This window comes from Dickeya sp. NCPPB 3274, assembly GCF_000406205.1.
In the GTDB taxonomy this organism is placed as follows: Bacteria; Pseudomonadota; Gammaproteobacteria; order Enterobacterales; family Enterobacteriaceae; genus Dickeya; species Dickeya fangzhongdai.
Genome location: NZ_CM001979.1, coordinates 2,285,003 through 2,308,932, shown reverse-complemented (window position 1 = coordinate 2,308,932; position 23,930 = coordinate 2,285,003). Strand labels below are relative to the sequence as shown.

24 protein-coding genes are annotated in these 23,930 nt (G+C 58.6%); 8 read left to right on the top strand and 16 right to left on the bottom strand.

Features of this window, described 5'->3' with window-relative positions:
- Positions 1-15 precede the first annotated feature (15 nt).
- Positions 16-1,038, bottom strand: a complete 1,023-nt coding sequence (znuA, locus tag DXX3274_RS10545) for a zinc ABC transporter substrate-binding protein ZnuA (protein ID WP_042859751.1) — start codon at positions 1,036-1,038, stop codon at positions 16-18.
- Positions 1,039-1,113: 75 nt separating this feature from the next.
- Between znuA and znuC the strand changes: the two genes are divergently transcribed.
- Together znuC and znuB are read left to right on the top strand one after the other, a co-directional pair.
- Positions 1,114-1,872, top strand: a complete 759-nt coding sequence (gene znuC, locus DXX3274_RS10540) for a zinc ABC transporter ATP-binding protein ZnuC (protein WP_042859750.1) — start codon at positions 1,114-1,116, stop codon at positions 1,870-1,872.
- On the top strand, positions 1,869-2,654 hold the full coding sequence (znuB, locus tag DXX3274_RS10535) for a zinc ABC transporter permease subunit ZnuB (RefSeq protein ID WP_042859749.1): 786 nt from the start codon (positions 1,869-1,871) through the stop codon (positions 2,652-2,654). The genes znuC and znuB overlap by 4 nt, the downstream gene beginning before the upstream one ends.
- Positions 2,655-2,805: 151 nt before the next feature.
- Here the strand turns inward: znuB and ruvB are convergent, their stop codons facing one another.
- The 10 genes from ruvB to pdxA all read right to left on the bottom strand — a co-directional run bounded on the left by ruvB (position 2,806) and on the right by pdxA (position 13,905).
- Complete coding sequence (ruvB, locus tag DXX3274_RS10530; RefSeq protein WP_042859747.1) at positions 2,806-3,810, bottom strand: Holliday junction branch migration DNA helicase RuvB; 1,005 nt, start codon at positions 3,808-3,810, stop codon at positions 2,806-2,808.
- 7 nt (positions 3,811-3,817) lie between these two features.
- Entirely contained in the window at positions 3,818-4,435 is a 618-nt protein-coding gene (gene ruvA, locus DXX3274_RS10525; RefSeq protein WP_042859746.1) for a Holliday junction branch migration protein RuvA, read from the bottom strand.
- A gap of 350 nt (positions 4,436-4,785) precedes the next feature.
- A complete protein-coding gene (locus DXX3274_RS10520; RefSeq protein ID WP_042859745.1) occupies positions 4,786-5,817 on the bottom strand; it encodes a HoxN/HupN/NixA family nickel/cobalt transporter in 1,032 nt (343 codons plus the stop codon).
- 204 nt (positions 5,818-6,021) lie between these two features.
- Positions 6,022-8,046 carry a transketolase gene (gene tkt / locus DXX3274_RS10515; RefSeq protein WP_042859744.1) on the bottom strand — a complete coding sequence of 675 codons (2,025 nt, stop codon included), beginning with the start codon at positions 8,044-8,046 and terminating at the stop codon, positions 6,022-6,024.
- Between the two features lie 18 nt (positions 8,047-8,064).
- Entirely contained in the window at positions 8,065-9,015 is a 951-nt protein-coding gene (gene tal / locus DXX3274_RS10510) for a transaldolase (RefSeq protein ID WP_042859743.1), read from the bottom strand.
- A gap of 32 nt (positions 9,016-9,047) precedes the next feature.
- Positions 9,048-9,506, bottom strand: a complete 459-nt coding sequence (locus DXX3274_RS10505) for an RpiB/LacA/LacB family sugar-phosphate isomerase (protein ID WP_042859742.1) — start codon at positions 9,504-9,506, stop codon at positions 9,048-9,050.
- A gap of 48 nt (positions 9,507-9,554) precedes the next feature.
- Positions 9,555-9,926 carry a PTS glucitol/sorbitol transporter subunit IIA gene (locus DXX3274_RS10500; protein ID WP_042859741.1) on the bottom strand — a complete coding sequence of 124 codons (372 nt, stop codon included), beginning with the start codon at positions 9,924-9,926 and terminating at the stop codon, positions 9,555-9,557.
- A 10-nt stretch (positions 9,927-9,936) separates the two neighbouring features.
- The gene (locus DXX3274_RS10495) at positions 9,937-10,944 is read right to left on the bottom strand and encodes a 2-keto-3-deoxygluconate permease (protein WP_042859740.1); all 1,008 of its coding nucleotides are present in this window, start codon (positions 10,942-10,944) and stop codon (positions 9,937-9,939) included.
- Between the two features lie 161 nt (positions 10,945-11,105).
- Positions 11,106-12,824 carry a four-carbon acid sugar kinase family protein gene (locus tag DXX3274_RS10490; RefSeq protein ID WP_042859739.1) on the bottom strand — a complete coding sequence of 573 codons (1,719 nt, stop codon included), beginning with the start codon at positions 12,822-12,824 and terminating at the stop codon, positions 11,106-11,108.
- Between the two features lie 55 nt (positions 12,825-12,879).
- Positions 12,880-13,905, bottom strand: coding sequence for a 4-hydroxythreonine-4-phosphate dehydrogenase PdxA (gene pdxA / locus DXX3274_RS10485; protein ID WP_042859738.1), 1,026 nt, complete (start codon positions 13,903-13,905; stop codon positions 12,880-12,882).
- Positions 13,906-14,150: 245 nt separating this feature from the next.
- On the opposite strand from pdxA, the gene DXX3274_RS10480 reads away from it, so the two are divergent.
- Both DXX3274_RS10480 and DXX3274_RS10475 read left to right on the top strand, forming a co-directional pair.
- The gene (locus DXX3274_RS10480; protein WP_042859737.1) at positions 14,151-14,936 is read left to right on the top strand and encodes a triose-phosphate isomerase; all 786 of its coding nucleotides are present in this window, start codon (positions 14,151-14,153) and stop codon (positions 14,934-14,936) included.
- Between the two features lie 147 nt (positions 14,937-15,083).
- Positions 15,084-16,046, top strand: a complete 963-nt coding sequence (locus DXX3274_RS10475; RefSeq protein WP_042859736.1) for a sugar-binding transcriptional regulator — start codon at positions 15,084-15,086, stop codon at positions 16,044-16,046.
- 118 nt (positions 16,047-16,164) lie between these two features.
- Here DXX3274_RS10475 and ruvC read toward each other — a convergent pair whose 3' ends face one another.
- From ruvC to aspS, 4 genes are all read right to left on the bottom strand, one after another.
- Positions 16,165-16,686 (bottom strand): crossover junction endodeoxyribonuclease RuvC, encoded by a 522-nt coding sequence (gene ruvC / locus DXX3274_RS10470; protein WP_038659051.1) that lies wholly within the window; start codon positions 16,684-16,686, stop codon positions 16,165-16,167.
- A 40-nt stretch (positions 16,687-16,726) separates the two neighbouring features.
- Complete coding sequence (locus tag DXX3274_RS10465) at positions 16,727-17,470, bottom strand: YebC/PmpR family DNA-binding transcriptional regulator (RefSeq protein ID WP_042859735.1); 744 nt, start codon at positions 17,468-17,470, stop codon at positions 16,727-16,729.
- A gap of 143 nt (positions 17,471-17,613) precedes the next feature.
- A complete protein-coding gene (gene nudB / locus DXX3274_RS10460) occupies positions 17,614-18,057 on the bottom strand; it encodes a dihydroneopterin triphosphate diphosphatase (protein WP_038659057.1) in 444 nt (147 codons plus the stop codon).
- Between the two features lies 1 nt (position 18,058).
- Positions 18,059-19,849, bottom strand: a complete 1,791-nt coding sequence (aspS, locus tag DXX3274_RS10455) for an aspartate--tRNA ligase (protein WP_042859734.1) — start codon at positions 19,847-19,849, stop codon at positions 18,059-18,061.
- 328 nt (positions 19,850-20,177) lie between these two features.
- Between aspS and DXX3274_RS10450 the strand changes: the two genes are divergently transcribed.
- From DXX3274_RS10450 to cmoB, 4 genes are all read left to right on the top strand, one after another.
- Positions 20,178-20,993, top strand: a complete 816-nt coding sequence (locus tag DXX3274_RS10450) for a DUF72 domain-containing protein (protein ID WP_042859733.1) — start codon at positions 20,178-20,180, stop codon at positions 20,991-20,993.
- A gap of 180 nt (positions 20,994-21,173) precedes the next feature.
- On the top strand, positions 21,174-21,569 hold the full coding sequence (locus DXX3274_RS10445) for an MAPEG family protein (RefSeq protein WP_038659066.1): 396 nt from the start codon (positions 21,174-21,176) through the stop codon (positions 21,567-21,569).
- A 122-nt stretch (positions 21,570-21,691) separates the two neighbouring features.
- Entirely contained in the window at positions 21,692-22,435 is a 744-nt protein-coding gene (gene cmoA, locus DXX3274_RS10440; RefSeq protein ID WP_042859731.1) for a carboxy-S-adenosyl-L-methionine synthase CmoA, read from the top strand.
- Positions 22,432-23,403 (top strand): tRNA 5-methoxyuridine(34)/uridine 5-oxyacetic acid(34) synthase CmoB, encoded by a 972-nt coding sequence (gene cmoB / locus DXX3274_RS10435; protein WP_042859730.1) that lies wholly within the window; start codon positions 22,432-22,434, stop codon positions 23,401-23,403. Before cmoA ends, cmoB begins: the two co-directional genes overlap by 4 nt.
- Positions 23,404-23,491: 88 nt before the next feature.
- Here cmoB and DXX3274_RS10430 read toward each other — a convergent pair whose 3' ends face one another.
- The gene (locus DXX3274_RS10430) at positions 23,492-23,788 is read right to left on the bottom strand and encodes a hypothetical protein (protein WP_042859729.1); all 297 of its coding nucleotides are present in this window, start codon (positions 23,786-23,788) and stop codon (positions 23,492-23,494) included.
- Positions 23,789-23,930: the final 142 nt, after the last annotated feature.

Here is a 23,930-nt window from a genome sequence, read left to right as displayed (position 1 = left end):
TTGTTCCTATCCTCATTATTTTTCCTTCAGGCAGCTCAAATACTGTCCGGACAGTTGCAACAGGAACCGCGCATAGCTGTCCTTATCCAGTGCAATGTCACTTCCCAACGGGTCCAGCACGCCGATGCGCACGTCAGTTCCCTTGGCGACAGCATTTATGACCGCTGGCCTGAATTGTGGTTCAGCAAAAACGCAAACCGCTTTATGCTCAACCAACTGTGTTCGTATCTGGTTTAAGCGCTGTGCGCCGGGCGCAATAGCCGGGTTGATAGTAAAATGCCCCAACGGGGTCAACCCATAATGCTGTTCGAAGTAGCCGTAGGCATCGTGAAACACGAAGTAACCCTTGCTACGCACAGGCGTCAGCATATTAACAACATTTTTATCTGTCTGCGCAAGTTTCTCAGTGAATTTACGCAGATTTGCATCTAGTTTGTCTTTATTCTGCGGCATGAGTTCCAGCAATTTTGCATGAATTGCGACGGCAGAAGCCTGCGCCATCTCCGGCGACAGCCAGATATGCATGTTGAACTCACCGTGATGATGCCCATCATCATCGCTATCCTGATGATTTTCAGGCTCATTGCCGTGATCATGACCGTTGTCGGCATGGCTGTCATGATCGGAGTCATGGTGCGCACCGTTTTCCACCGCCGCATGCTCAGGATGTGACTCCCGTAACAATAGCGATTTGACGGCCGGTTGCAGCCCTAATGCGATTTGGCGCTCCGCCGGCAGCGGTTGCAACGCCTTGGGCAGAAACGCTTCCATTTCCGGTCCAACCCAAATCACCAGTTCTGCCGATTTAAGACGCTGTACATCGGACGGGCGTAGAGCATAATCATGCGGCGACGCGCCATCCGGCAACAGCACTTCCGTGGGCGTAACGCCATCGGTTATCGCCGCGGCGATAAACGCCAGCGGGCGAATCGAGGTAACCACGGCGGCAGAGGCAACCGGCGCGGCAGACAACGAAGCCAGTAATGTACCGGCCGCAAGTACGGCGTTTAGCCATTTATAGTGAGTAACTCGCAACATACCCAATCATCCGTCGATTTATCAATAAAAACGCGTTATATTATAACGTCACAAACCCTCTGCAAACAGAATTCTATGTCAACGCTGGTTTCACTGGAAAATATTGGCGTGCAGTTTGGCAACAAACCTGTACTCAATGATATTTCTCTCACATTGCAGGCTGGTCGTATTCTGACGCTGCTCGGACCTAATGGCGCGGGGAAATCCACGCTGGTCCGGGTGGTGTTGGGATTACAGGCTCCAACCCGCGGTACGCTGACCCAGGCGGCGAATCTCCGCATCGGCTACGTACCGCAAAAGCTGCATCTGGACCCAACCCTACCCCTGACCGTCAAACGCTTTATGCAACTGCGCCCTGGCGTCAATAAACCGGACATCATGCCGGCATTGAAGCGCGTGCAGGCGGGTCATCTGCTTGAACAACCGATGCAAAAGCTCTCCGGCGGCGAAACCCAGCGTGTTCTGCTGGCGCGTGCTATCCTCGCCCGCCCGCAATTGCTGGTGCTGGATGAGCCTACCCAAGGGGTGGACGTCAACGGTCAGTTGGCGCTGTACGAGTTGATCAACCAGTTGCGGCAGGAATATCAATGCGGTGTGCTGATGGTCTCCCACGACCTGCATCTGGTGATGGCAAAAACCGATGAGGTTCTGTGCCTCAATCAGCACATCTGCTGTTCCGGTACCCCGGAAGTAGTGTCGCTGCACCCGGAATTTCTGGCTATGTTCGGTCACCGCGGCGCCGGACAACTGGCGATTTACCGCCACCATCACAATCACCGTCACGATCTGAACGGAAAAATCATTTTAAAACGACAGGATGGTAATCACGCATGATTGAGTTGTTGTTGCCCGGCTGGCTGGCAGGGGTGTGTCTGGCGGTGGCGGCAGGGCCGCTCGGTTCCTTCGTGGTATGGCGCCGTATGTCCTATTTTGGCGATACCCTCGCCCACGCCTCATTACTTGGCGTTGCGCTGGGTCTGTTGCTGGACATCAACCTGTTCTATGCGGTGATTGCGATAACCCTGCTGCTGGCCGTGGGGCTGGTCTGGCTGGAGCGCCGCCCCGGACTGGCGATCGATACTCTGCTCGGCATCATGGCGCACAGCGCGCTGTCGCTGGGTCTGGTGGTGGTCAGCCTGATGAACAACGTCCGTGTCGATTTGATGGCTTACCTGTTTGGCGACCTGCTCGCGGTCACCAGCGAAGACTTATGGCTGATCGGCCCCGGCGTGTTGCTGGTGCTCGGCGTGCTGGGGTGGCAATGGCGCGCCCTACTCTCCATGACCGTCAGCCCGGAACTGGCGCACGTCGACGGCGTAGCCATCGCCCGTACCAAGCTGGTGTTAATGCTCATCACCGCCCTGACTATCGGTCTGGCGATGAAGTTTGTCGGCGCGCTGATCATCACCTCGCTGCTGATTATTCCTGCCGCTACCGCACGCCGATTTGCCCGCACACCGGAGCAGATGGCCGTTTACGCGGTGGGCGTCGGCATTCTGGCCGTCACCGGCGGACTTGCATTCTCAGCTGAAGCTAATACGCCCGCCGGCCCTTCCGTGGTGCTATGCGCTTCGCTGCTGTTTATGTTTAGCCTGCTGAAAAAACAGGTCGCCTGACGCAGCCGTATCTTGGTCGCTAGAGTGAAGAGGCAAATCAGTCTGTCGATGTGTTTTAACGTTGTCTGACTTATCGCCAGCCGACTGGCTGGCGATAACAATAACTGGCGATAACAATGAAAGGCGGCCTGCTGCTCTTCCTACTTTTTTCCTACTCTTCGCGGGTCAGACCGAAATGGCGATACGCGTGCTGTGTAGCGATGCGGCCTCGCGGGGTGCGTTGCAAAAACCCCTGCTGAATCAGATAGGGTTCCAGCACATCTTCAATGGTTTCACGTTCTTCGCCGATCGCCGCCGCCAGGTTGTCCAGCCCCACCGGACCGCCCATAAACTTGTCGATCACCGCCAGCAGTAACTTGCGGTCCATGTAATCGAACCCTTCAGAGTCAACCGCCAGCATATCCAGTGCCTGAATTGCCACCTCGGCCGAAATAACCCCGTCCGATTTCACTTCAGAAAAATCTCGTACCCGGCGTAACAGCCGGTTGCCGATACGCGGCGTACCGCGCGAGCGGCGGGCCACCTCCAGCGCGCCGTCCTCGGTCATATCCAGCCCCAGACACTGGGCGCTGCGTCGAACGATATGTTGTAAATCAGCCACCTGGTAGAATTCGAGCCGCTGCACGATGCCGAAACGGTCGCGCAGCGGCGAGGTCAGCGAGCCGGCGCGCGTTGTCGCCCCGACCAGGGTAAACGGCGGCAAGTCCAGCTTGATGGAACGCGCCGCCGGCCCTTCGCCGATCATGATATCCAGTTGGTAATCTTCCATCGCCGGGTAGAGCACTTCTTCCACCACCGGCGAAAGACGATGAATCTCGTCGATGAACAACACGTCGTGCGGTTCAAGGTTGGTGAGCAACGCCGCCAGATCGCCCGCTTTTTCCAGCACCGGACCGGACGTGGTGCGCAAATTCACGCCCATTTCGTTGGCAACGATATTAGCCAACGTGGTTTTGCCCAACCCCGGCGGACCAAAAATCAGCAGATGATCGAGCGCATCGCCGCGCTTGCGGGCCGCCTCGATAAAAATTTCCATCTGCTCGCGGACTACCGGCTGCCCGACGTATTCTGACAGCAGTTTCGGCCGGATCGCGCGATCCTGCAGTTCTTCGTCGGCAACGGCGCCGGGTGAAATCAGACGATCGGCTTCAATCATACATACCTCACAGCGCAGCGCGCAGCGCTTCCCTGATCAGAGTTTCGCAGTCGGCGCCCGGCCGCGCCACTTTGCTCACCATCCGGCCGGCCTCCTGCGGTTTATAACCGAGGGCGACCAACGCCGCCTCGGCCTCCGCCTGCGGGTCAGCTTCCGGCTCTGTGTTGCCCGTCGCGGCCGGCAAGGTGATATCGCTGGCGGCGTTGAACAGATCGCCGTTCAACCCTTTAAAGCGGTCTTTCATTTCCACCACCAGACGCTCTGCCGTTTTCTTGCCCACGCCCGGCAATTTCACCAGCGCGTTAATTTCCTGACGCTCCACCGCGCTGACGAACTGCTGGGCCGACATGCCGGAGAGAATCGCCAGCGCCAGTTTCGGCCCCACGCCATTCACTTTGATCAGTTCGCGGAACAGAGAACGTTCTTGTTTATTGTTGAAGCCAAACAATAATTGTGCGTCTTCACGTACCACAAAGTGGGTAAAAATCACCGCTTCCTGGCCGAGATCCGGCAACTCGTAAAAGCAGGTCATCGGCATATGCACTTCATATCCGACGCCGCTGGCTTCAATCAGCACCAGCGGCGGCTGTTTTTCCAATACGATGCCTCTCAGACGACCTATCACGCGATTTTTCCTTTTTCAGTAGCACCAAAACGTTGGCGTATAGCTTATAACACAAAAAAAGTGGCGCATACAAAAAAGCTGTATGCATATCCAGATTGCAACACGCCCCGCATTTCAAACGCCCGGAGAACGGGCGTTCGGCGCGATCGCGGTGGACTGAAACAAGGAGAGGCCGGCACGTCGCCGTGCGAGTCAGAGTGTTCTGACAAGGGAAAACCGAGCGTATCGCCCGGTGAAGGAATAACTCACACGACGACGGCCCGGTCGATAGGCGCTCAAACTCAGGGATGTCGAGGCTCGCCGCCAGGTGACACGTCTGGCTCGCCCCCGAGATCTCCCGTTCAACGACGTCAGGCGGCCTGATTATCCAGCGAGTCGTACTTTTTCCAGCGGTAGTTACACAGAGAAATCACCCAGCAGGCGACAAACAGCGCGATAACGTAAAAACCGGCGTTGCCCAGTTGGTCGTTCATGGCGTCCACCAGACTCCACGCGCCGGAATGCAGATCGAGCTTGTCCGCCAGCAGGCCGAGCGCCTCCAGCCCGCCGATAAACACCGCCACCACCACCGACGTGGCGGTAATGGTCATGTTGTAGTAGAGCTTGCGCTGCGGCTTGCTAAATGCCCAGCCGTAGGCGCCCACCATCAGTACGTTATCGAGCGTATCCACCAGCGCCATGCCGCAGGTGAACAGGGCGGGAAACAGCATGATCGACCAGATTGACATACCCTGCGATGCGCCCGCCGCCGAGATGCCCAGCACGCCGATTTCCGTCGCGGTATCAAACCCCAGCCCGAACAGAAAACCCACCAGATACATGTGCCAGCTTTTGCGCACCAGCCGGAACGTGGCGCGAAACAGCCAGCCCAGCACGCCGGAAGCCGGCACCGCGTCTATCACCTCCGGCGTCAGGCGGTGCCCTTGTTTGAAGCGTTGGAAATTCCGCCAGACGCTGCGCAGAATCACCAGATTCACCAACGCCATCAGCAGCAGAAAACCGGCAGACACCGAGGTGCCGATAACGCCGCCCACCTCGTGGAACCAGATCATATCGTCCTGAAACGCCGCGGCGGTCGCCGCCAGCGCCAGCGACGCCAGCACCACGATGGTGGAGTGACCGAGCGAAAACCAGGTGCCGACGCCCAACGGGCGCTTCCCTTCCTGCATCATTTTGCGGGTCACATTGTCGATGGCGGCGATATGGTCCGCATCCACCGCATGACGCAACCCGAAACACCAGGCCAGCAGGCAGGTCGCCATCAGCGCGGCATCATCGTGAAACATCGACACGGCCAGCAGCCATACCGCAACATTGACAACCACCAGCGTTCCTAACATAACCACAGCGCGCGGGTTTTCCCGCAGTAGCGAAGACAACATGAGAGCCCTTCCAATCGATCCGGCGGCAAACGTCGTCGGGGGAAAATGAGTATGAAAGTTTATTTATTTTTCATACATCGTCATGTTGTCGCAGATCAAAGGCGGGCGGAATTTTCAGGCTGAACATCTGAACCTGGATATGTGAGACAAAAACCGGGCGCCCGCCGAATGACGGAAGCCCGGTATACGCCGACAGGAGATACGTTAGCGCGTCAGCAGCGCTTCCACCTGCCGCAGCAGGTTATCGACGGTGAAGCCATAGCGCTCAAACAGTTGCCCGGCCGGTGCCGATTCGCCGAAATCGGTCATCCCCACCACCGCGCCGTGCAGCCCGACGTACTTGTACCAGTAATCGGCAACGCTCGCCTCGACCGCTATGCGCGCGCTCACGGCCGCCGGCAGCACCGCTTCACGGTAACCGGCCTCCTGCTGGTCAAACACGTCGCAAGACGGCATCGATACCACGCGAACCGCCACCCCGCGCGCCGACAGCACTTCCCACGCGGCCACCGCCAGCGCAACTTCAGAACCGGTGGCGATCAAAATCAGCCTTGGCGGCAGCGCACTGTCTTTCAGGACACTTTCTTTAAGTACATAGCCGCCCCGGGCAATCGCCGCCAGCTGTGCGTCATTGCGCGGCTGCTGCGCCAGATTCTGGCGCGACAGGATCAGCGCCGTCGGGCCGTCATGCCGCTGCACCGCCTGTTGCCAGGCCACCGCGGTTTCCACCTGATCGCACGGGCGCCAGACGCTCAGGTGCGGCGTCACCCGCAGCATCGCCAGCTGTTCCACCGGCTGGTGGGTTGGGCCATCCTCCCCCAGCCCGATAGAGTCGTGGGTGTAGACCAGCACCTGACGTTGCTTCATCAGCGCCGCCATACGCACCGCGTTACGGGCATATTCGACGAACATCAGGAAGGTGGCGGTATACGGCAGGAAGCCGCCGTGCAACGCCATCCCGTTGGCGAGAGCGGTCATTCCGAACTCCCTCACACCGTAGTGCACGTAGTTGCCTGCCGGATCCTCATTCAACGGCCGGGAACCGGACCACAGGGTCAGGTTGCTCGGCGCCAGATCGGCGGAGCCGCCCAACAGCTCCGGCAGCAGCGGGCCAAAAGCATTCAGGGCGAGCTGCGACGCCTTGCGGCTGGCGATATCCGCCGGGTTGGCCTGCAACCCGGCGATGAACGCCTGCGCGTCATCCGCGAACGTTGACGGCAACTCGCCGCGCATGCGGCGGGTGAACTCCGCCGCCAGCTCGGGGAACGCGCGCGCATAGTCCGCAAACCGCGCCGCCCAGGCGCTTTCTCGCGCCTGACCGACCTCACGAGCATCCCACTGCGCGCGGATTTCCGACGGAATCACGAACGGCGGGTATGGCCAGCCCAGCGCCTCGCGGGCCGCCGCTACCTCCGCCAGCCCCAGCGGCGCGCCGTGCGACTCATGGCTGCCGGCCTTGGCGGGCGAACCGAAGCCTATGACGGTTTTGCACATCAATAGCGACGGCTTATCGCCGACCGCGCGCGCGGCGTTGATCGCCACGCGGATCGCCTGCTCATCGTGCCCGTCAATGCCGCGCACCACATGCCAACCGTAAGCCTCAAAACGGGCGGCGGTGTCATCGGTAAACCACCCCTCGACATGCCCATCGATGGAGATGCCGTTGTCGTCATAAAACGCCACCAGCTTGCCTAACTTCAGCGTCCCCGCCAGCGAGCAAACCTCGTGAGAAATGCCCTCCATCATGCAGCCGTCGCCCAGGAACACATAGGTGTAATGGTCAACGATAGTATGCCCCGGCCGGTTGAACTGCGCCGCCAGAGTACGTTCGGCCAGCGCCATCCCAACGGCGTTGGCGATCCCCTGCCCCAACGGCCCGGTGGTGGTTTCCACGCCGGGCGTGACGTCCACCTCCGGGTGTCCCGGTGTTTTGCTGTGCAACTGCCGGAAATTTTTTAGCTCCTCCAGCGGTAGCGCATAGCCGGTCAGATGTAGCAGGCTGTAAAGCAGCATCGAGGCGTGGCCGTTGGAGAGCACAAACCGGTCGCGGTTAGCCCAATCGGGATTGGCGGGGTTATGTTGCAGAAATTCGCGCCACAGCACCGTGGCCATATCCGCCATGCCCATCGGCGCGCCCGGGTGGCCGGAATTGGCTCGCTGTACCGCGTCCATACTCAGCGCGCGGACAGCATTGGCCAATGGCCGCGCGGCGTAATCAGAGTGCTTCATCGTTAGTCTCCCGGCACGTTACATCAGGCTGTGCAGCATATTTTCCAGCCGGACCTGATCGGCGGCGAACAGCCGGATGCCTTCCGCCAGTTTTTCCACCGCCATCGGGTCGTTGTGGTGCTGCCACAGGAATTCCGCCTGCGTCATCAGGCTGGGGCGCGTTTCGCTTACCGTCTCGGCGAGCAGTTGGCGCGGCAACGGCTCATCACACGCCTTCAGCTCGTTGAGCAACGCCGGGGAGATGGTCAGCCGGTCGCAGCCGGCCAGCGCCGTCACCTGCGATTTTTTGCGGAAACTGGCCCCCATCACCACGGTGTCGTAGCCGTGCGTTTTGTAGTACTGGTAAATGCGCCGCACCGAGGCCACCCCCGGGTCGTCGCCGGTTTCCGCCAGCGTCTGCGGCTGATGCGCCTGATACCAGTCATAAATGCGCCCGACAAACGGCGAGATCAGATAGACGCCCGCTTCCGCACAGGCACGCGCCTGCGCAAAAGAGAACAGCAGCGTCAGGTTGCATTGGATCCCCTCCTGCTCCAGTTCTTCGGCCGCGCGGATCCCTTCCCAGGTCGCCGCCAGCTTGATCAGAATACGCGAGCGGTCGATGCCCTGTTCCTGATACAGCGCGATCAACCGCCGCGCTCTGGCGACGCACAGGCCGCGATCCCAGGACAACCGGGCGTCCACCTCGGTCGATACCCGTCCCGGCACCTGCCGCAGCACTTCCGCGCCGATGTTGACCGCCACCTGATCGCACGCGTTGAGCAACCGGGTTGCCTCACTGCCGCCCTGCCGCTGCGCCTGTCCGACCGCATCGCGGATCAGGCCCTGATACAGCGGCAATTGCGCCGCCTTCAGGATCAAAGAGGGATTGGTGGTGGCGTCCTGCGGCGCGAACTGCCGGATGGCGTCGATATCGCCGGTATCCGCCACCACTACCGTGTACTGTTTTAAGGCTTCCAGTTGGTTCATGGTTATTCCCCTGCGTTAGGTCTTCCGACGGGTTATTCGGCAATGTGTTGATTTTGATAGTAATCAATACGCTCTACCTTCGGCGCCGAACCGCCGCCTTCATACTCGGCGTTCAGCCAGGCATGAATAATCTGCTTGCCCAGTTCGGCGCCGATCACCCGCGCGCCCAGCGTGACGATCTGCGCGTTATTGCTTTTACGCGCCCGCTCCGCCGAAAACGTATCGTGGCACTGGGCGGCGCGAATACCGGGCACCTTATTCGCCACAATGCTCATCCCGATGCCGGTGCCGCACATCAAAATGCCACGATCCTGCCGGCCCGCTTTAATCGACATGGCGACGGCGTGCGCCACGTCCGGGTAATAACGGTTATCCGCATTTTTATCGCTGCTGAAATCCACCCAGGGAATAGTTAACGAATCGAGATAACGGGTAATAATGCTGCGTAATTCATATGCAGCGTCATCCGCACCAATGGCGATTGGTTTCATGATTAACATCCTTACTTCAGATTAATGAAAATTTAATTCAGTCGATTTTTAACTCAGTTCAAAAATCGTGATATTTCCTGAGATCGGTAATTTGTCCGGTATATTCCCCCTGACATGAACCGTGCCGGGTAATTCCGCCGCGGCACCGCCGTCAAATAACAGCGTGATATGCCCTAACTCGCGTAAATTATGGTTGGCGATATCACCGACGGCGGTAATCACATAACTCTTGCCGTCTAATTCCAGTTGCTGATTCACCGCCAGCGGCCGGCGCCATTCGCCATCCTGATGCAGCAGGCAATACACGCCCAGCTCCGGCGGCACGCGATCGCTGAACAGAATCAGGCGATTTTCCTGCCGCATCGCCTCCGCCTGATGGCCGATAGCGCGGATCGTCGCTTGCCACGCCACCTGTCTCATCCCTGCGCCCTCACTTCGCCTTATCCGCGGGCGAGCTGAACGGCTGTGCCGCCGGTTGCGGCGCCGTCGCATCGGCATCGGTTTTGCGCAAGCGCTTGTCAAACCAGGCCACCAGCACCGGCGCGGTAAGCATGGTGATGATGCTGGCGGTCGCTAGCTGGGCGGTGGCGGCATCGACAAACCCCTGCAGCGTCGGATCCGCCTGGGCCACCATCGCCGGCGTCAATGCCGAACTGGCCGCCGTGGTGCCGAGCGCCGCGCCAAGCGCGGTTTTCTTCTTTAGAAACAGGTTGTACAGGAAGTAGAAGACAATGGCGGTCAAGGCGGAAATACCGCCCAGCAGGATACCGGACAGCCCGGCGCTGAACACCGTACTCATGCTGGAGTTGGCGCCGATCGCAAACGACATGATGATGATGACCAGCGGCTGAGAGGCAGCGCATAACTGCTTGAATTTTTCGTCAATATTGCCCCACATCATCCCGACCAGCAGCGGCACCAGCATCGACAACAGCGCCTCAAACGGAATATTGGCCAAACCGCTGACCCCCAGTACCACCATGGTAACGAACGGCCCATCCTTGATGCAGAACACGGAGATGGCCCCGGCGTCGCTGGCGTCGCCATAGTTGCTGCACAGCGCGATATACAATGAGCTGTTCGAACTGGTGATACAGGCCACCAGCGCCAGCGTGGAGATGCCGAAAAAGCCCGCCGGCCCGAACAACGTCCCCATGATCCACACCGCCAGCGCGCCGGCGGCAAATTTCAGCACCAGCAGCACCGCGCCCTTATATAACGGTAACCCGGCCTGGCGAATATTGATCGACGCCCCGCAAATTAATAGAAATATCCCCATCATCGCGCTTGAACCGGCTTTAAATAAGGCGGTGGTCGGGCCGCCAATTTTTAGCAATGACGGAAAGAAGGTATTAATTAATATGGCGAGAATCAATGGAATAATAATCAACCCGCCGGGGAATTTATTCATCTTGTCAAACAGATTTATATTTTTCATGGTGTTTCTCTTTTGTAGGGTAGAGTCACTTCAGGCCTATTTTTATTGAATAGATTCGGCCCATATCCTGAATAATACCAATAGCAAAAATAAGCTGAGGCACCCGCGCGCTGAATCAGTACGAAATAGCCCACCCGCGGATACGTTATTTTCCGGTTATGTTACTGCGTCGCTTCGCGATAAATATGTTCGACGATGGTATGAATCACCTCATCCGAACCGGTCAAGCCGCCCTTGCCCACACATACCAGCCCGTTGTAATCGCCGCCGATAATCCTGACCAGATCGGTTTGCGGTATCACGTAATCCACCATTTCGATGCCGCTGGCGCCAAGCCGCCTGAGCACGTTCACCATGGTGTCACCCCCGGTCATATACAATCCGCGGATTTCACCGCCGCCCGCATCCAACACCGCCCGGACGATATCCCCCAGCCCGCGGTTGATATTGTCGGCCGCCTGGCCGTGCGCCAGCCCAAAACGCTGCTCCTCCTGCGCCAAATCCAGCAGCCGGCCGGTCAACGCCGATTCGAACACGAAAATGGCGTTATGATGCGTACGCACGCACTCCTGCGCCTGACGCACCACCCGCTGCACTTCAATCGAGGCGGAATGCTCCCGGTCAATCAGCAGCTCCGCATCCACCGGGATATGGCACACGCGCGAGTCCTGTTCGATCAGTCGGGTCAGTTGCCGTTTGGTCACCGGCGTGGCGCTACCCGCCACTACCACGATCGATCCTTGCTGTTGGCTCACCGGTACCGCGATCGATTCCGGACGCGGTTCATCGCGGATCATCTCCCGCGCCCAGGCCAGCCGTTCGGTAAACGGCCCCGGATCCACCGCCAGCACGTTCCAGTTCAGCAGCGTCACCGCCTGGGCGATGGTTTCAACATCCGCCAGCGAGATAGCGTCCACCACCATGATACGCGCGCCGTCCTGTTGCAGCTGGCTCAGTGCCTGGCTGACCGCATCGTACCCCTTGAGCACGCAAGACAAGGCGAGATGGCCGACGTGATGGTGCGTCTGCGCGGCCAGCAGCTCCGGCACAAAGGTTTCCGTCACCGGCGTGCGGACGTCTTTAGCCACATCGGTGCACGACAGCGCCACCGAGTCGATGACCGAATAGCCCCCCACCAGAATCCGGCGCGACTGCGGCATCGCCGGCACGACGACCGCCACGGTTTCCTGCGGCAGCACCTCCAGCATGGCATCGATTTCATAACCAATGCCGCCGCGCAGCGTGGTATCGACGCGCTTGGTGAAGTAGCGCGCGCCCCGCGCCTGCAACGACAGCGTGGCCTGACGCACCAGTTGTTGCGCTTCCGCTTTCGGCAGCGGTCGGCTATTGCTGCTGATCACCATCGCCTGCCACTCCGAATCGCAGGCGTCAAAGGAATCGGTGTCAAAAAACGCCGCGGTTCGGATCCCGCTGCGCGCCAGCAGTACCCCGACGGTGGTCGCGCCGGTCAAGTCATCCGCCACAATGCCCAGCCGGTCGCCCTGCCCGCCTTCACTGCGTAACTGAACCCCGGCCGGCGTCACGCCGGACACGTAAATATCTTCACCAATAAACGCCGCCAGCGGCCCGGTTTTGCCGGTCGGATGCAGGTTAACGGTGGGAATGCCGCGCTTGGGGTACAGGCCGCAGCGCAGCGTGCCGCCGCAATCGATCACCACCAGCCCGATGTCCTGCTCCGCCGGCTCGCCATGTTTGAACACATCCACGCTTTCCCAGCCGGTCAGTTCCATCAGTCGATCCACCACCGCGGGCCGGATCCCCCCGGTGATATAAGCAATCTTTTTCCCCGCCGCCACTTCGATGGTCAGCGGCCCGCCCCAGCCTTTGCTGCCGCGGGTAATTTCCAGATAACGTTTCATGCGGTTCTCCTTTCTCAGGAAAGGCACGTACCCGGCTCGCGGGTACGTGCCGCGGTTACCGGTGTTTCATCTTCCAGTAGCGGGCCGCCACCAGAGTGGACTCCAGCATGCTTACGGTGCCGGCCTTGCCGGTCCCGGCGATATCAAACGCCGTGCCGTGGTCTACGGAACTGCGCATAAACGGCAGGCCGAAGGTGATGGTGACCGAACGCTCGAAGTCCAGCGTTTTGCAGGCGATATGCCCCTGATCGTGGTAGAGAGAAAGGATCGCGTCGTAATGCCCCAGTTTGCCCAGATGGAAAACCGAGTCGGCCGGAACCGGCCCGATAGCGTTGATGCCAAGCGCCTGCGCCGCCTGTACCGCCGGAATGAGGTTGTCTTTCTCCTCGTGTCCGAACAGCCCGTTGTCGGAGGCGTGGGGATTGAGCGCCGCGACCGCAATGCGCGGTTGCTTGATATTCAGCGCGGTGAATTCGTGGTGAATCTGTTGTACGCAGGCCAGCACCCGTTCCTTATTGGCGTAGTCGCACGCGTCTTTCAGCGCCATGTGGCGACTGACGAAGAACACGCGCAGCTTCTGCACGTGGAACATGGTCAGGCCGTAATCGGAGCCGGTTTCCACCTGATAGATCTCGGTGTGGCCGGGCAGCTTGCAGCCCGCCAGCTTGATGGCTTCCTTATGGATGGGCGCGGTAGATACCACGTCAATCTCGCCGGCCATCCCCAGCGCAATGGATTTCATCACGTAATCCAGCGACATCTGGCCGGCCAGTTTCTGCACTTTCCCCCAGACAATGCCGTCGCAGTCGTAGTCGCCGGTTTCCAGCACGTCCAGCGTTCCCCAGGTGAAGCGGGCTTCGGCCGGCGAGTGAATCACATTGATGGCGAAGTCGCAGTTCCAGATTGCCATCGCCCGCCGGATGATGGGCACAGAACCAATCAGGAACGGCCGGCACTCCTCATACACCGCTTGATTCATCATGGTGGCAACGGAGATTTCCGGGCCGATGCCCGCCGGATCGCCGATGGTAAGGGCTACTACAGGCTTTCTCTCAACCACAGGTTTTTTCTCAACCGACATAGTTTTCACCTTTTTCACATGGTCAGAACAACCAAATGTTCATATGTTCAATTAAATAACTTTTGTTAGGTGGCAGTTTACGGTAAGAAAAACAAATAACCTTGAATTAGGTCACGTTTTATACGGAAACATCCTTGACCGGGGAAATGTGTGATCGAACATTTGTTTTAGTCATGATTATAAGTAACAGCGTGGGGACTTTTGTTACCCTCACCTCAGGCGAATAGTGATAACGGGAGTGATTAATGAGAAACCTGATGCTGGGCACCAGCTGGAAAATGAACAAAACCCTGGACGACGCCAAAGCCTATTGCGATGTGCTGGCCGCCCGGCTCAATGCCGCCGCCGGCCCCCGCATCCAGCCGTTCGTCATCCCCCCTTTTACGCTGATCCGGGAGGTGACCGAACGGTTGCGCCAGCACGGCGTCAACTGCCTGACCGGCGCCCAGAACATGCACTATGCCGACGCGGGCGCCTGGACCGGGGAAATCTCACCGGCCATGGTGCGCGACTGCGGCGCCGCGCTGGTAGAGCTGGGCCATTCGGAGCGGCGCCGCGACTTTGCTGAAAGTGACGCGAATATCCGGAAAAAAGTGCAGGCCGCGCTACGCTATCAGCTACGGCCGCTGGTGTGTGTCGGCGACAGCGCGCAGGAAAAAGGCTGGGGGGTCTCTACCGAAACCGTCGTGCGCCAGATGAAAATCGCCCTGGCCGGGCTGGAGCGCACGCAGGTTGAACAGGTGATCATCGCGTATGAACCCGTATGGGCGATCGGCGACGGCGGTACCCCGGCGACGGCCGCCGAAGCGCAGGCTATCCATCGCGCCCTACGGCAGGCGCTGGCGGACGCTTACGGCGCCGCCACCGCGGAAAACGTGACGTTGCTGTACGGTGGCAGCGTAAATCAGCATAATAGCCCCGAGCTGATCCAATGCCCTGATATCGATGGATTATTCATCGGCCGGTCAGCATGGGACGCCGAGGATTTTTGTCGGTTGGTACACGGCGTCGCGACGTTACTGGATCGCTAAGAGTACCGCCGAGCCGCAGTTGGCGCTGTACAGGCGTCATTTTCAATTTTCGTCGCCCAGCCTACATTCAGTCAGCGGGCCGGCGACGGAATAATGACGAGACACGGCCTGGAGCCGCTTTGCAACCACACAATGGCGAGTTAATCCATGAGTGAATTCGATTCAGACAGCGAACTACTGACGGAAATTGCCGTCGCCTATTACGAAAACGAACAGACGCAAGAGGAGATCGCCAGCCGTTTCGGCATCTCCCGCATCAAGGTGGGGCGCCTGCTGAAACGCGCGCGCGCGGAAGGTATCGTCGAAATCAATGTGCGCTACCATCCGGTTTTCAGTTCGCAGATCGAACAGCAGTTCATCCGGAGTTTCGGCATCAAACGCGCGCTGATCGCCCTCGACCATCATGATGAAGAGGAGCAGCGTCAGCAGGTGGCGTCGCTGGTTTCCACCTATCTGTCCAGCATTATCAAAAACGGCATGACCATCGCGGTGGGACAAGGCCGCAACGTCGCCGCCGTCGCCAGCCATGTCGGCGTCTTTCCCGAACGGCAGTGCAAATTCATTTGCGGCATCGGCGGTACCAAACGCGACGGCGAGCTGATCGACGCCGACCACATCAGCCGCCATCTGGCGCGCAAGTTCAGCGCCAGCAGCGAAACCCTGTACGCCCCGGCTTACGTGGAAAACCCGGCGATGAAAGCCGCCTTCATGCAGAACCGGTTGATTAGCGAAACGCTGGAACGCGCCAGCAAAGCGGACATCGCGCTGGTGGGGCTGGGGGATATGAATGAAAACAGTTTCATGGTGCAACTGGGCTGGTTTACCTCGCAGGAGATCATCACCGCGCGTCAGGAACAGGGGGTAGTGGGCGACATTGCCGGTTACGCCTTCCTCGATATGCAGGGTACTCCGGTGGACACCGTGATGAACGACCGGGTGATTGGGCTCAGCCCGGAGCAACTGCGCAAAATTCCCTGCGTCATCGCCATCGCCGCCGAGAATACCAAAGCTACGGCGATACTGGCGGCCTTACGCTCCGGGATTATCGATGTGATTGCCACCAGCGCCAGCAATGCCCGCACGGTGCTGAATCTGGAACAGGCGAAATAGCGCCCGGGCGGAAAAGCGGCCGCGCATGGCGGCCGATGGGAAACCGATTATCGGGCCTCGCCCCTCACTTGACGAGCGGTGCCCACGGTGCAGCGTGAATAGCGAGGGAAACGGGCCGTCAACGTAGCCGGCCACGCGCCAGCGTCAGTTTGTCATGGCTGATACGCGACAAGTTCTGACTGAAATGACAGTGCGTAATGGCAATCGCCAGTGCGTCGGCGGCGTCGGCCTGTGGGCTGGCGGGCAATTTGAGCAGCGTTTTTACCATGTGTTGCACCTGGCTTTTTTCTGCCGCACCGGTGCCGACCACCGTTTGTTTCACCTGCCGCGCGGCGTATTCAAACACCGGCAGCGACTGGTTCACCGCCGCGACGATCGCCGCGCCGCGCGCCTGCCCCAGCTTCAACGCCGAATCCGCATTGCGAGCCATAAAAACCTGCTCGATAGCGAAATAGTCGGGTTGAAACTGGGTGATAATTTCACTGACGCCGGCATAAATCAGCTTGAGGCGAGTTGGCAGATCATCCACCGCGGTACGGATGCAACCGCTGCCCAGATAGCTGATCTGCCGGCCTTGCTGACGGACAATGCCATACCCGGTGACACGGGAACCAGGGTCGATGCCGAGAATAATACTCATCGCTCTCCCCCGGTTGCCTGCTGAGCAAGGAAAACTGCCATTACAGCAGTGCCGCTACCTCGTCGGAGATCTCACCGTTGTGGTAAACCTCCTGCACGTCGTCGCAGTCTTCCAGCATGTCGATAAGACGCATCAGTTTCGGTGCTGTGTCAGCATCCATGTCCGCTTTGGTGGACGGAATCATCGACACTTCGGCCGACTCGGCCACCAGACCGGCCGCGTCCAGCGCGTCTTTTACCTGACCGAAAATTTCCCACGGCGTAAACACGTCGATCGCGCCATCGTCATAGGACACTACGTCGTCAGCGCCGGCTTCCAGCGCCGCATTCATCACCGTATCTTCATCCAGACCCGGCGCATAGGAAATCACGCCTTTTTTGGTGAACAGGTAGGACACGGAGCCGTCGGTTCCCAGGTTGCCGCCGCATTTAGTGAAAGCATGACGGACTTCGGACACGGTACGGTTACGGTTGTCGCTCAGACACTCGACCATCACCGCGGTGCCGCCCGGGCCATAGCCTTCATAAATGATGGTTTCCATGTTGGCGTCTTCATCGCCGCCCACGCCGCGCGCAATCGCCCGGTTCAGGGTGTCGCGCGTCATGTTGTTGGACAGCGCTTTATCGATGGCGGCACGCAGGCGGGGGTTGGAGCCGGGATCGCCGCCGCCCAAACGGGCCGCGGTAACCAGTTCGCGGATAATCTTGGTAAAAATCTTGCCGCGCTTGGCGTCCTGTGCTGCTTTGCGATGCTTAGTGTTGGCCCACTTACTATGACCTGCCATAAAAATCTCCGAAAAAAGCCTGTTATCCCTTTCATCTTTCGAGCCGCCGTGGCGTTGGCTCCCTCGTTCACCCCGGTCGCTTACGCTGGTAAGCACCGGGATTTACTCGGTCGCCGCGTTGCCGCAACGCGAAATCTATCGGGCTAGGCTGGACAAATAACAAATTCTTCAATCGCCTGCCGGTTGCTCCAGGATTTGGTCAACCGCGCCGCATCGGGCGCACCCAGCCACTGGTAAGCCAGATGTTCACTGATCTCCACCGGGCGTTCATCAGGTAACGCCAGGCAAAACCAGTGTTCCAGGTTATGCGTGACGCCAGGGGCATAGCGACGTCTCAAATGAGCAAAAAGCTCGAATTCCACACTGCGTTGACAGTCAACCAGCGTCAGCGCCTCGGCAGCGATGTCGATGTTAACTTCTTCTTTCACTTCACGCTGTGCGGCACATCGCGCGCTTTCATCCTCCTCCAGGCTGCCGGTGACCGACTGCCAGAAATCCGGATCATCGCGCCGCTGAAGCATGAGCACCCGTCCGGTATTCCGGGCATAAATTACCACCAGCACCGAAACGGGTCGCTTATAGTTCATCTTACTGATTCTCTGCATCCTGCGCGGCTTTGCCCTTACCCACCACCGCAATGGAGAGTTCATCCAGCGCCGACGGGTTGGCGAAGCTCGGCGCTTCGGTCATCAGGCAGGCGGCTGCGGTGGTTTTCGGGAACGCTATCACGTCGCGGATATTGTCGGTACCGGTCAGCAGCATCACCAGACGGTCAAGACCGAAGGCCAGGCCGGCGTGCGGCGGGGTACCGAATTTCAGGGCATCCAGCAGGAAGCCGAATTTTTCGCGCTGCTGCCGCTCGTCAATGCCGAGAATGCGGAATACCGTCTGTTGCATTTCGCTACGGTGGATACGCACCGAACCGCCGCCGACTTCGTAGCCGTTCAGCACCATATCGTAAGCGTTGGCGATAGCGGCTGTCGGGTTGGCTTCCAGCTCCGTCGGCGACATATCGCGCGGCGCGGTGAACGGGTGGTGCATCGCGGCCAGGCCGCCTTCGCCGTCATCCTCGAACATCGGGAAGTCGATGACCCACAGCGGCTGCCAGCTGTTTTCGTTGGTGATTTTCAGGTCGCGACCCAGTTTCAGGCGCAGTGCGCCCAGCGCGTCCGTCACCACTTTGGCGCTGTCGGCGCCGAAGAACAGGATGTCGCCGTCTTCCGCCGCGGTACGCTCCAGCAACGCCGCCAGAATACCGTCGTTCAGGAACTTGGCGACCGGGCTCTGAATACCTTCCAGGCCGTTGGCTTTCTCGTTAACCTTGATGTAAGCCAACCCTTTGGCGCCGTAGATTTCGATAAATTTGGCGTATTCGTCAATCTGTTTGCGGCTCAGCTGTGCGCCGCCCGGTACGCGAATAGCGGCAACGCGGCCTTTCGGATCGTTGGCCGGACCGGAGAAGACTTTGAAGTCCACGTCTTTGAGCAGATCGGCCACGTCCACCAGTTCCAGCGGGTTGCGCAGGTCCGGTTTGTCGGAGCCGAAGCGACGCATGGCTTCAGCAAACGTCATGATCGGGAAGTCGCCCAGATCCACACCGTGAACTTCCAGCCACAGCTCGCGCACCAGTTTTTCCATCACTTCACGCACCTGCGGCGCGGTCATGAAGGAGGTTTCCACGTCGATCTGGGTAAATTCCGGCTGACGGTCGGCACGCAGGTCTTCGTCGCGGAAGCATTTGACGATCTGATAGTAACGGTCAAAGCCGGACATCATCAGCAACTGCTTGAACAACTGCGGCGACTGCGGCAGCGCGTAGAATTTGCCTTTATGCACACGGCTCGGCACCAGATAGTCACGGGCGCCTTCCGGCGTGGCTTTGGTCAGCATCGGGGTTTCGATATCAAGGAAACCGTGGCTGTCCATGAAGCGGCGCACAAAGCTGGTGATGCGGGCGCGGGTTTTCAGGCGCTGAGCCATTTCCGGACGACGCAGGTCAAGGTAACGGTACTTCAGGCGCGCTTCTTCGCTGTTGGTTTGGTTGGCATCCAGCGGCAGCGGTTCGGCCCGGTTGATGATGGTCAGCGCGGTCGCCAGCACTTCCACTTCGCCGGTCGCCATCTCTTTGTTGACCTGATTGTCCGGACGGGCGCGCACCACACCGGTCAGTTGGATGCAGAACTCGTTGCGCAATTCGGAAGCCAGAGTGAAGGCCTCCTGACGATCCGGGTCGAAGAACACCTGCACCAGACCTTCGCGGTCACGCATATCAATAAAAATCAGCCCACCCAGATCGCGGCGACGATTGACCCAGCCGCACAATGTCACTTCCTGACCCACATGGGACGAATTCAACAGCCCGCAATATTCAGTACGCATTACGATGTCCTTTTACACCGCCGCCGGTGCCCTGTTTCATACGCCAATTGGCGGCGACACAGGGTCTGTGAACCGGTCGGCATGGTTTTTCTGGATTACAGTCCAATGAAAAAAGGGGAGCATTATAAAGGAATTTCCCCACAACGATAAGTACGATGGTAGCGGTCTGCGGGCCGCCCCGCATACTCTTTTTTGCTTTTTGCCGCGCTTTTGCCTGTCGGTTAAACAATTGCGGGGTATTATGCTAAAAGCCTGTTACATCAGCCGTCATGACGACCGGCTATCTCAGGACGTTCACTCGCAGAGAAACCTATCGGGACAAGGATTTATGTATATCGGCTTACCGCAGTGGCAGCACCCCGGCTGGAACCGGCTGGGCCTGCGCGATCTGGCGGATTATGCCCGCCACTTCAACTGCGTGGAGGGAAACACCACCTTTTATGCGCTGCCGTCGGCGGAGTCCGTGTTGCGCTGGCGCGATATGACGCATGACGATTTCCGATTCTGCTTCAAATTTCCCTCCGTCATCAGCCATCAGGCTGGATTGCGCCATTGCCAGCAACAGGTGGCGGAGTTTTTCCGTTGTCTGGAACCCATCCACCACCGGCTGGGACAGTTGTGGCTACAGTTGCCGTCCGCGTTTGGGCCAGACCAGACAGACACGCTGTGGCAATTTATGGACTCCTTGCCGGCAGGGGGATTCAGTTATGGCGTGGAAGTCCGCCACCCGCTGTTTTTCGCTAAAGGCGATGAAGAACGCCAGCTCAATCAAGGGTTGCACCAGCGCGGACTCAACCGGGTGATCATGGATAGCCGGCCGGTGCATCATGCCGCTCCCACCAGCGAAGCGCTGCGAGACGCCCAGCGCAAAAAGCCGAAAGTGCCGCTGCATGTGGTGCGCACCGCCGAAGAACCGCTGATCCGGTTTATCGGCAACGAAGATCCGGACGATAACCTGCGCTGGTTCATGCCCTGGCTCGCCAAACTGGCGGAGTGGCAAACGCATTCCCCTTATCTGTTCATCCACACTGCCGGTACGGCCAGCGCGCCGGAACTGGCGCAACGGCTATGGCCGCATCTGAGCGCGGTAATTTCCGGCATGCCGCCCTGCCCGGACTGGCCACAGCAGTCGTCGCTGTTTTAGGACGCCATTATGAAAAACGCCGGGCAAAAATCGCCGTCGGCTTTTATCACAGTTTCTTATTAATAGCGTTTGATATCCGCCAATTTCACCTACAATATCTTCGCGTTATGCAGGCGACAGGTCGGCGACAGACACGTTATGATAGCGTCTGCCGCTTCTGGTCAGGCAATGGAGTAAAAAATGGTAAGCGCGCTTTATGTGGTGCTCAGCGCATTGTTGTTAGTCAAATTGTCGGTTGATGTGGTGAAACTGCGGATGCAGTACCGGGTGGCCTACGGCGACGGCGGTTTTTACGAGTTGCAAACCGCCATTCGCGTCCACGGCAACGCGGTGGAATACATCCCTATCGGCGGCCTGCTGTTGGTGCTGATGGAGATGAATGGGGCGATGAACGCGATGATTCATCTGTGTGGAATTATGTTGTTGCTCGGACGGTTGTGTCACTACTACGGCCTGCGACACCGTGAGCTGAACTGGCGGCGCTCCGGTATGGCGGCCACCTATGTTTCATTGCTGCTGATGATTCTGTTCAACCTCTACTACCTGCCCTGGGATCTGGTATTTACCCTACGTTAATCCCGCCGGGTATCCACGGTAAGGCCTGCTGACTGCGCCTTACCGTCTTTCTCTCATACATCTTTGCCCCATCTTTCTGCTAGAATGCGCCCTTGTTCTTCCCTGTATGCATTTTCCCTGCTATGTCAAACCGCGATATGCTTTTTTCCGCGCCCATCGCCAACCTGGGCGACTGGACGTTTGATGAACGCGTTGCTGAAGTGTTTCCGGACATGATTCAGCGCTCCGTTCCTGGCTATTCGAATATTATTTCCATGATCGGCATGCTGGCGGAGCGCTTTGTTCAGGCCGACACCCAGGTCTACGATCTCGGTTGTTCGCTGGGCGCCGCCACCTTGTCGATGCGCCGCAATATCCGCGTGCCCGGTTGCCGAATCATCGCCGTCGATAACTCGTCGGCAATGGTGGCCCGCTGCCGCCGCCATATCGAGGCGTTTCGCGCCGATACGCCCGTCGACGTTCGTGAAGCGGACATTCTGGACACCGATATTGAAAACGCCTCGCTGGTGGTGCTCAATTTCACGCTGCAGTTTGTCCCACCCGAGCGTCGTCTGATGCTGTTAAAACGGATCTGGCAAGGATTACGTCCCGGCGGCGCGCTGGTGCTATCGGAAAAATTCAGTTTTGCCGATGTGCAGATAGGCGAACTGCTGTTCAACATGCATCTGGATTTCAAACGCGCCAACGGGTATAGCGAACTGGAAATCAGCCAGAAACGCAGCATGCTGGAAAACGTCATGCTCACCGACTCGGTAGAAACCCATAAGGCCCGGTTGCGTGAAGCCGGCTTCAGCCACAGCGACGTCTGGTTCCAGTGTTTTAACTTCGGTTCCCTGCTGGCGTTGAAAGCGGAGCACGGTTCATGATCGATTTCGGCAATTTCTATCAGTTGATCGCCAAAGGCCCGCTCAGTCACTGGCTTAATACGCTTCCGGCCCAGATCAGCCAATGGCAGCAGGAATCGCTGCACGGCGAATTCAAGCACTGGGTTAATACCGTGGAACACCTGCCGACGCTGACGCCAGAGCAGCTCGATCTCACACATGGCGTCACCGCCCAGATGAACACACCGCTGTCAGCCGGCCAGCAGTCGGGCATTGAGAGTCTGCTGCGTAACCTGATGCCCTGGCGCAAAGGACCGTTTTCACTCTATGGCGTCGACATCGATACCGAATGGCGTTCCGACTGGAAATGGGATCGGGTGTTCCCGCATCTCAGCCCGTTGCAAGATCGGCTGATTCTGGATGTCGGCTGCGGCAGCGGTTACCACCTGTGGCGCATGATCGGCGCCGGCGCTCGTCTGGCGGTCGGCATCGACCCGATGCAACTGTTCCTGTGCCAGTTCGAATCGGTGCGCAAGCTGCTGGGCAACGACCAGCGCGCCCACCTGCTGCCGCTGGGTATTGAACAACTTCCGGCGCTGGCCGCGTTTGATACCGTGTTTTCAATGGGCGTGCTGTACCACCGCCGCTCTCCGCTCGACCATCTGTGGCAACTCAAGAATCAGCTGGTTTCCGGCGGGGAACTGGTGCTGGAAACGCTGGTGGTGGAAGGCGACGAGCACTGCGTTCTGCTGCCGGGCGAGCGTTATGCCCAGATGCGTAACGTCTATTTTCTGCCCTCGTCCGCCGCGCTCGCACGCTGGCTGGAAAAATGCGGTTTTGTTGATATTCGCGTGGTAGACCAGTGCGTCACCACGCTAGAGGAGCAACGTCGTACTAGCTGGATGCGCACGGCTTCGCTGGCGGACTTTCTCGACCCGGACGATCGCAGCAAAACCCTTGAAGGTTATCCGGCGCCGTTACGAGCAGTGCTGGTGGCACGCAAACCCTAAAGCGGGAACGACTCATCGCCAACATCAGGGCGGCGCGGCGCATCCGTCGATCGCAGACCGCCGCCCCAATCATCCTCAATACGGATCATCAGTTCCGATTTTTAACGATCAGATCGATGGCCGCATCCTCGGTCATATCGGTATTTTGGATCTCGACGTGAATATCCTGACTGCTGGTTTCATTAAAAAGCGTCGTAGTGCCGACGGTCTGGAAATCGCCGGTTATCGCATCTCCCCTTTCCACTTCATAAATGTCCAGCAACTTAGCGACGATAAATCCATCTTCCGGATCGCGGATAACGATGAAACCAATGCGATGCTCATGATGCACAACGATTCCACGCATAACAGGATTCCTTTTGGCTGTTGGGATAACAGGCAGCATATCACCGGCTCAGGGCGATAAAAGATAAACGTATAACAATTCAACACATTTTCTGGGCGTGATCACATTCAGTCCGGTAATAACCGTGACGTACAGCAACTGACGTATAACAACTATAGCGTACAGCAAGTGATGCAGCGGT

Excerpts from the sequence above, each read along its gene's own strand:
- DXX3274_RS10505 (WP_042859742.1), bottom strand. The coding sequence starts at position 9,506 with ATGAAACCAATCGCCATTGGTGCGGATGACGCTGCATATGAATTACGC.
- cmoB (WP_042859730.1), top strand. The coding sequence starts at position 22,432 with ATGATCGATTTCGGCAATTTCTATCAGTTGATCGCCAAAGGCCCGCTC.
- pdxA (WP_042859738.1), bottom strand. The coding sequence starts at position 13,905 with ATGTCGGTTGAGAAAAAACCTGTGGTTGAGAGAAAGCCTGTAGTAGCC.
- DXX3274_RS10520 (WP_042859745.1), bottom strand. The coding sequence starts at position 5,817 with ATGTTGTCTTCGCTACTGCGGGAAAACCCGCGCGCTGTGGTTATGTTA.
- DXX3274_RS10450 (WP_042859733.1), top strand. The coding sequence starts at position 20,178 with ATGTATATCGGCTTACCGCAGTGGCAGCACCCCGGCTGGAACCGGCTG.
- tkt (WP_042859744.1), bottom strand. The coding sequence starts at position 8,046 with ATGAAGCACTCTGATTACGCCGCGCGGCCATTGGCCAATGCTGTCCGC.
- tal (WP_042859743.1), bottom strand. The coding sequence starts at position 9,015 with ATGAACCAACTGGAAGCCTTAAAACAGTACACGGTAGTGGTGGCGGAT.
- ruvC (WP_038659051.1), bottom strand. The coding sequence starts at position 16,686 with ATGAGTATTATTCTCGGCATCGACCCTGGTTCCCGTGTCACCGGGTAT.
- cmoA (WP_042859731.1), top strand. The coding sequence starts at position 21,692 with ATGTCAAACCGCGATATGCTTTTTTCCGCGCCCATCGCCAACCTGGGC.
- DXX3274_RS10480 (WP_042859737.1), top strand. The coding sequence starts at position 14,151 with ATGAGAAACCTGATGCTGGGCACCAGCTGGAAAATGAACAAAACCCTG.
- ruvB (WP_042859747.1), bottom strand. The coding sequence starts at position 3,810 with ATGATTGAAGCCGATCGTCTGATTTCACCCGGCGCCGTTGCCGACGAA.
- DXX3274_RS10430 (WP_042859729.1), bottom strand. The coding sequence starts at position 23,788 with ATGCTGCCTGTTATCCCAACAGCCAAAAGGAATCCTGTTATGCGTGGA.
- DXX3274_RS10500 (WP_042859741.1), bottom strand. The coding sequence starts at position 9,926 with ATGAGACAGGTGGCGTGGCAAGCGACGATCCGCGCTATCGGCCATCAG.
- DXX3274_RS10490 (WP_042859739.1), bottom strand. The coding sequence starts at position 12,824 with ATGAAACGTTATCTGGAAATTACCCGCGGCAGCAAAGGCTGGGGCGGG.
- znuC (WP_042859750.1), top strand. The coding sequence starts at position 1,114 with ATGTCAACGCTGGTTTCACTGGAAAATATTGGCGTGCAGTTTGGCAAC.
- DXX3274_RS10445 (WP_038659066.1), top strand. The coding sequence starts at position 21,174 with ATGGTAAGCGCGCTTTATGTGGTGCTCAGCGCATTGTTGTTAGTCAAA.
- DXX3274_RS10495 (WP_042859740.1), bottom strand. The coding sequence starts at position 10,944 with ATGAAAAATATAAATCTGTTTGACAAGATGAATAAATTCCCCGGCGGG.
- DXX3274_RS10465 (WP_042859735.1), bottom strand. The coding sequence starts at position 17,470 with ATGGCAGGTCATAGTAAGTGGGCCAACACTAAGCATCGCAAAGCAGCA.
- nudB (WP_038659057.1), bottom strand. The coding sequence starts at position 18,057 with ATGAACTATAAGCGACCCGTTTCGGTGCTGGTGGTAATTTATGCCCGG.
- znuB (WP_042859749.1), top strand. The coding sequence starts at position 1,869 with ATGATTGAGTTGTTGTTGCCCGGCTGGCTGGCAGGGGTGTGTCTGGCG.
- znuA (WP_042859751.1), bottom strand. The coding sequence starts at position 1,038 with ATGTTGCGAGTTACTCACTATAAATGGCTAAACGCCGTACTTGCGGCC.
- aspS (WP_042859734.1), bottom strand. The coding sequence starts at position 19,849 with ATGCGTACTGAATATTGCGGGCTGTTGAATTCGTCCCATGTGGGTCAG.
- DXX3274_RS10475 (WP_042859736.1), top strand. The coding sequence starts at position 15,084 with ATGAGTGAATTCGATTCAGACAGCGAACTACTGACGGAAATTGCCGTC.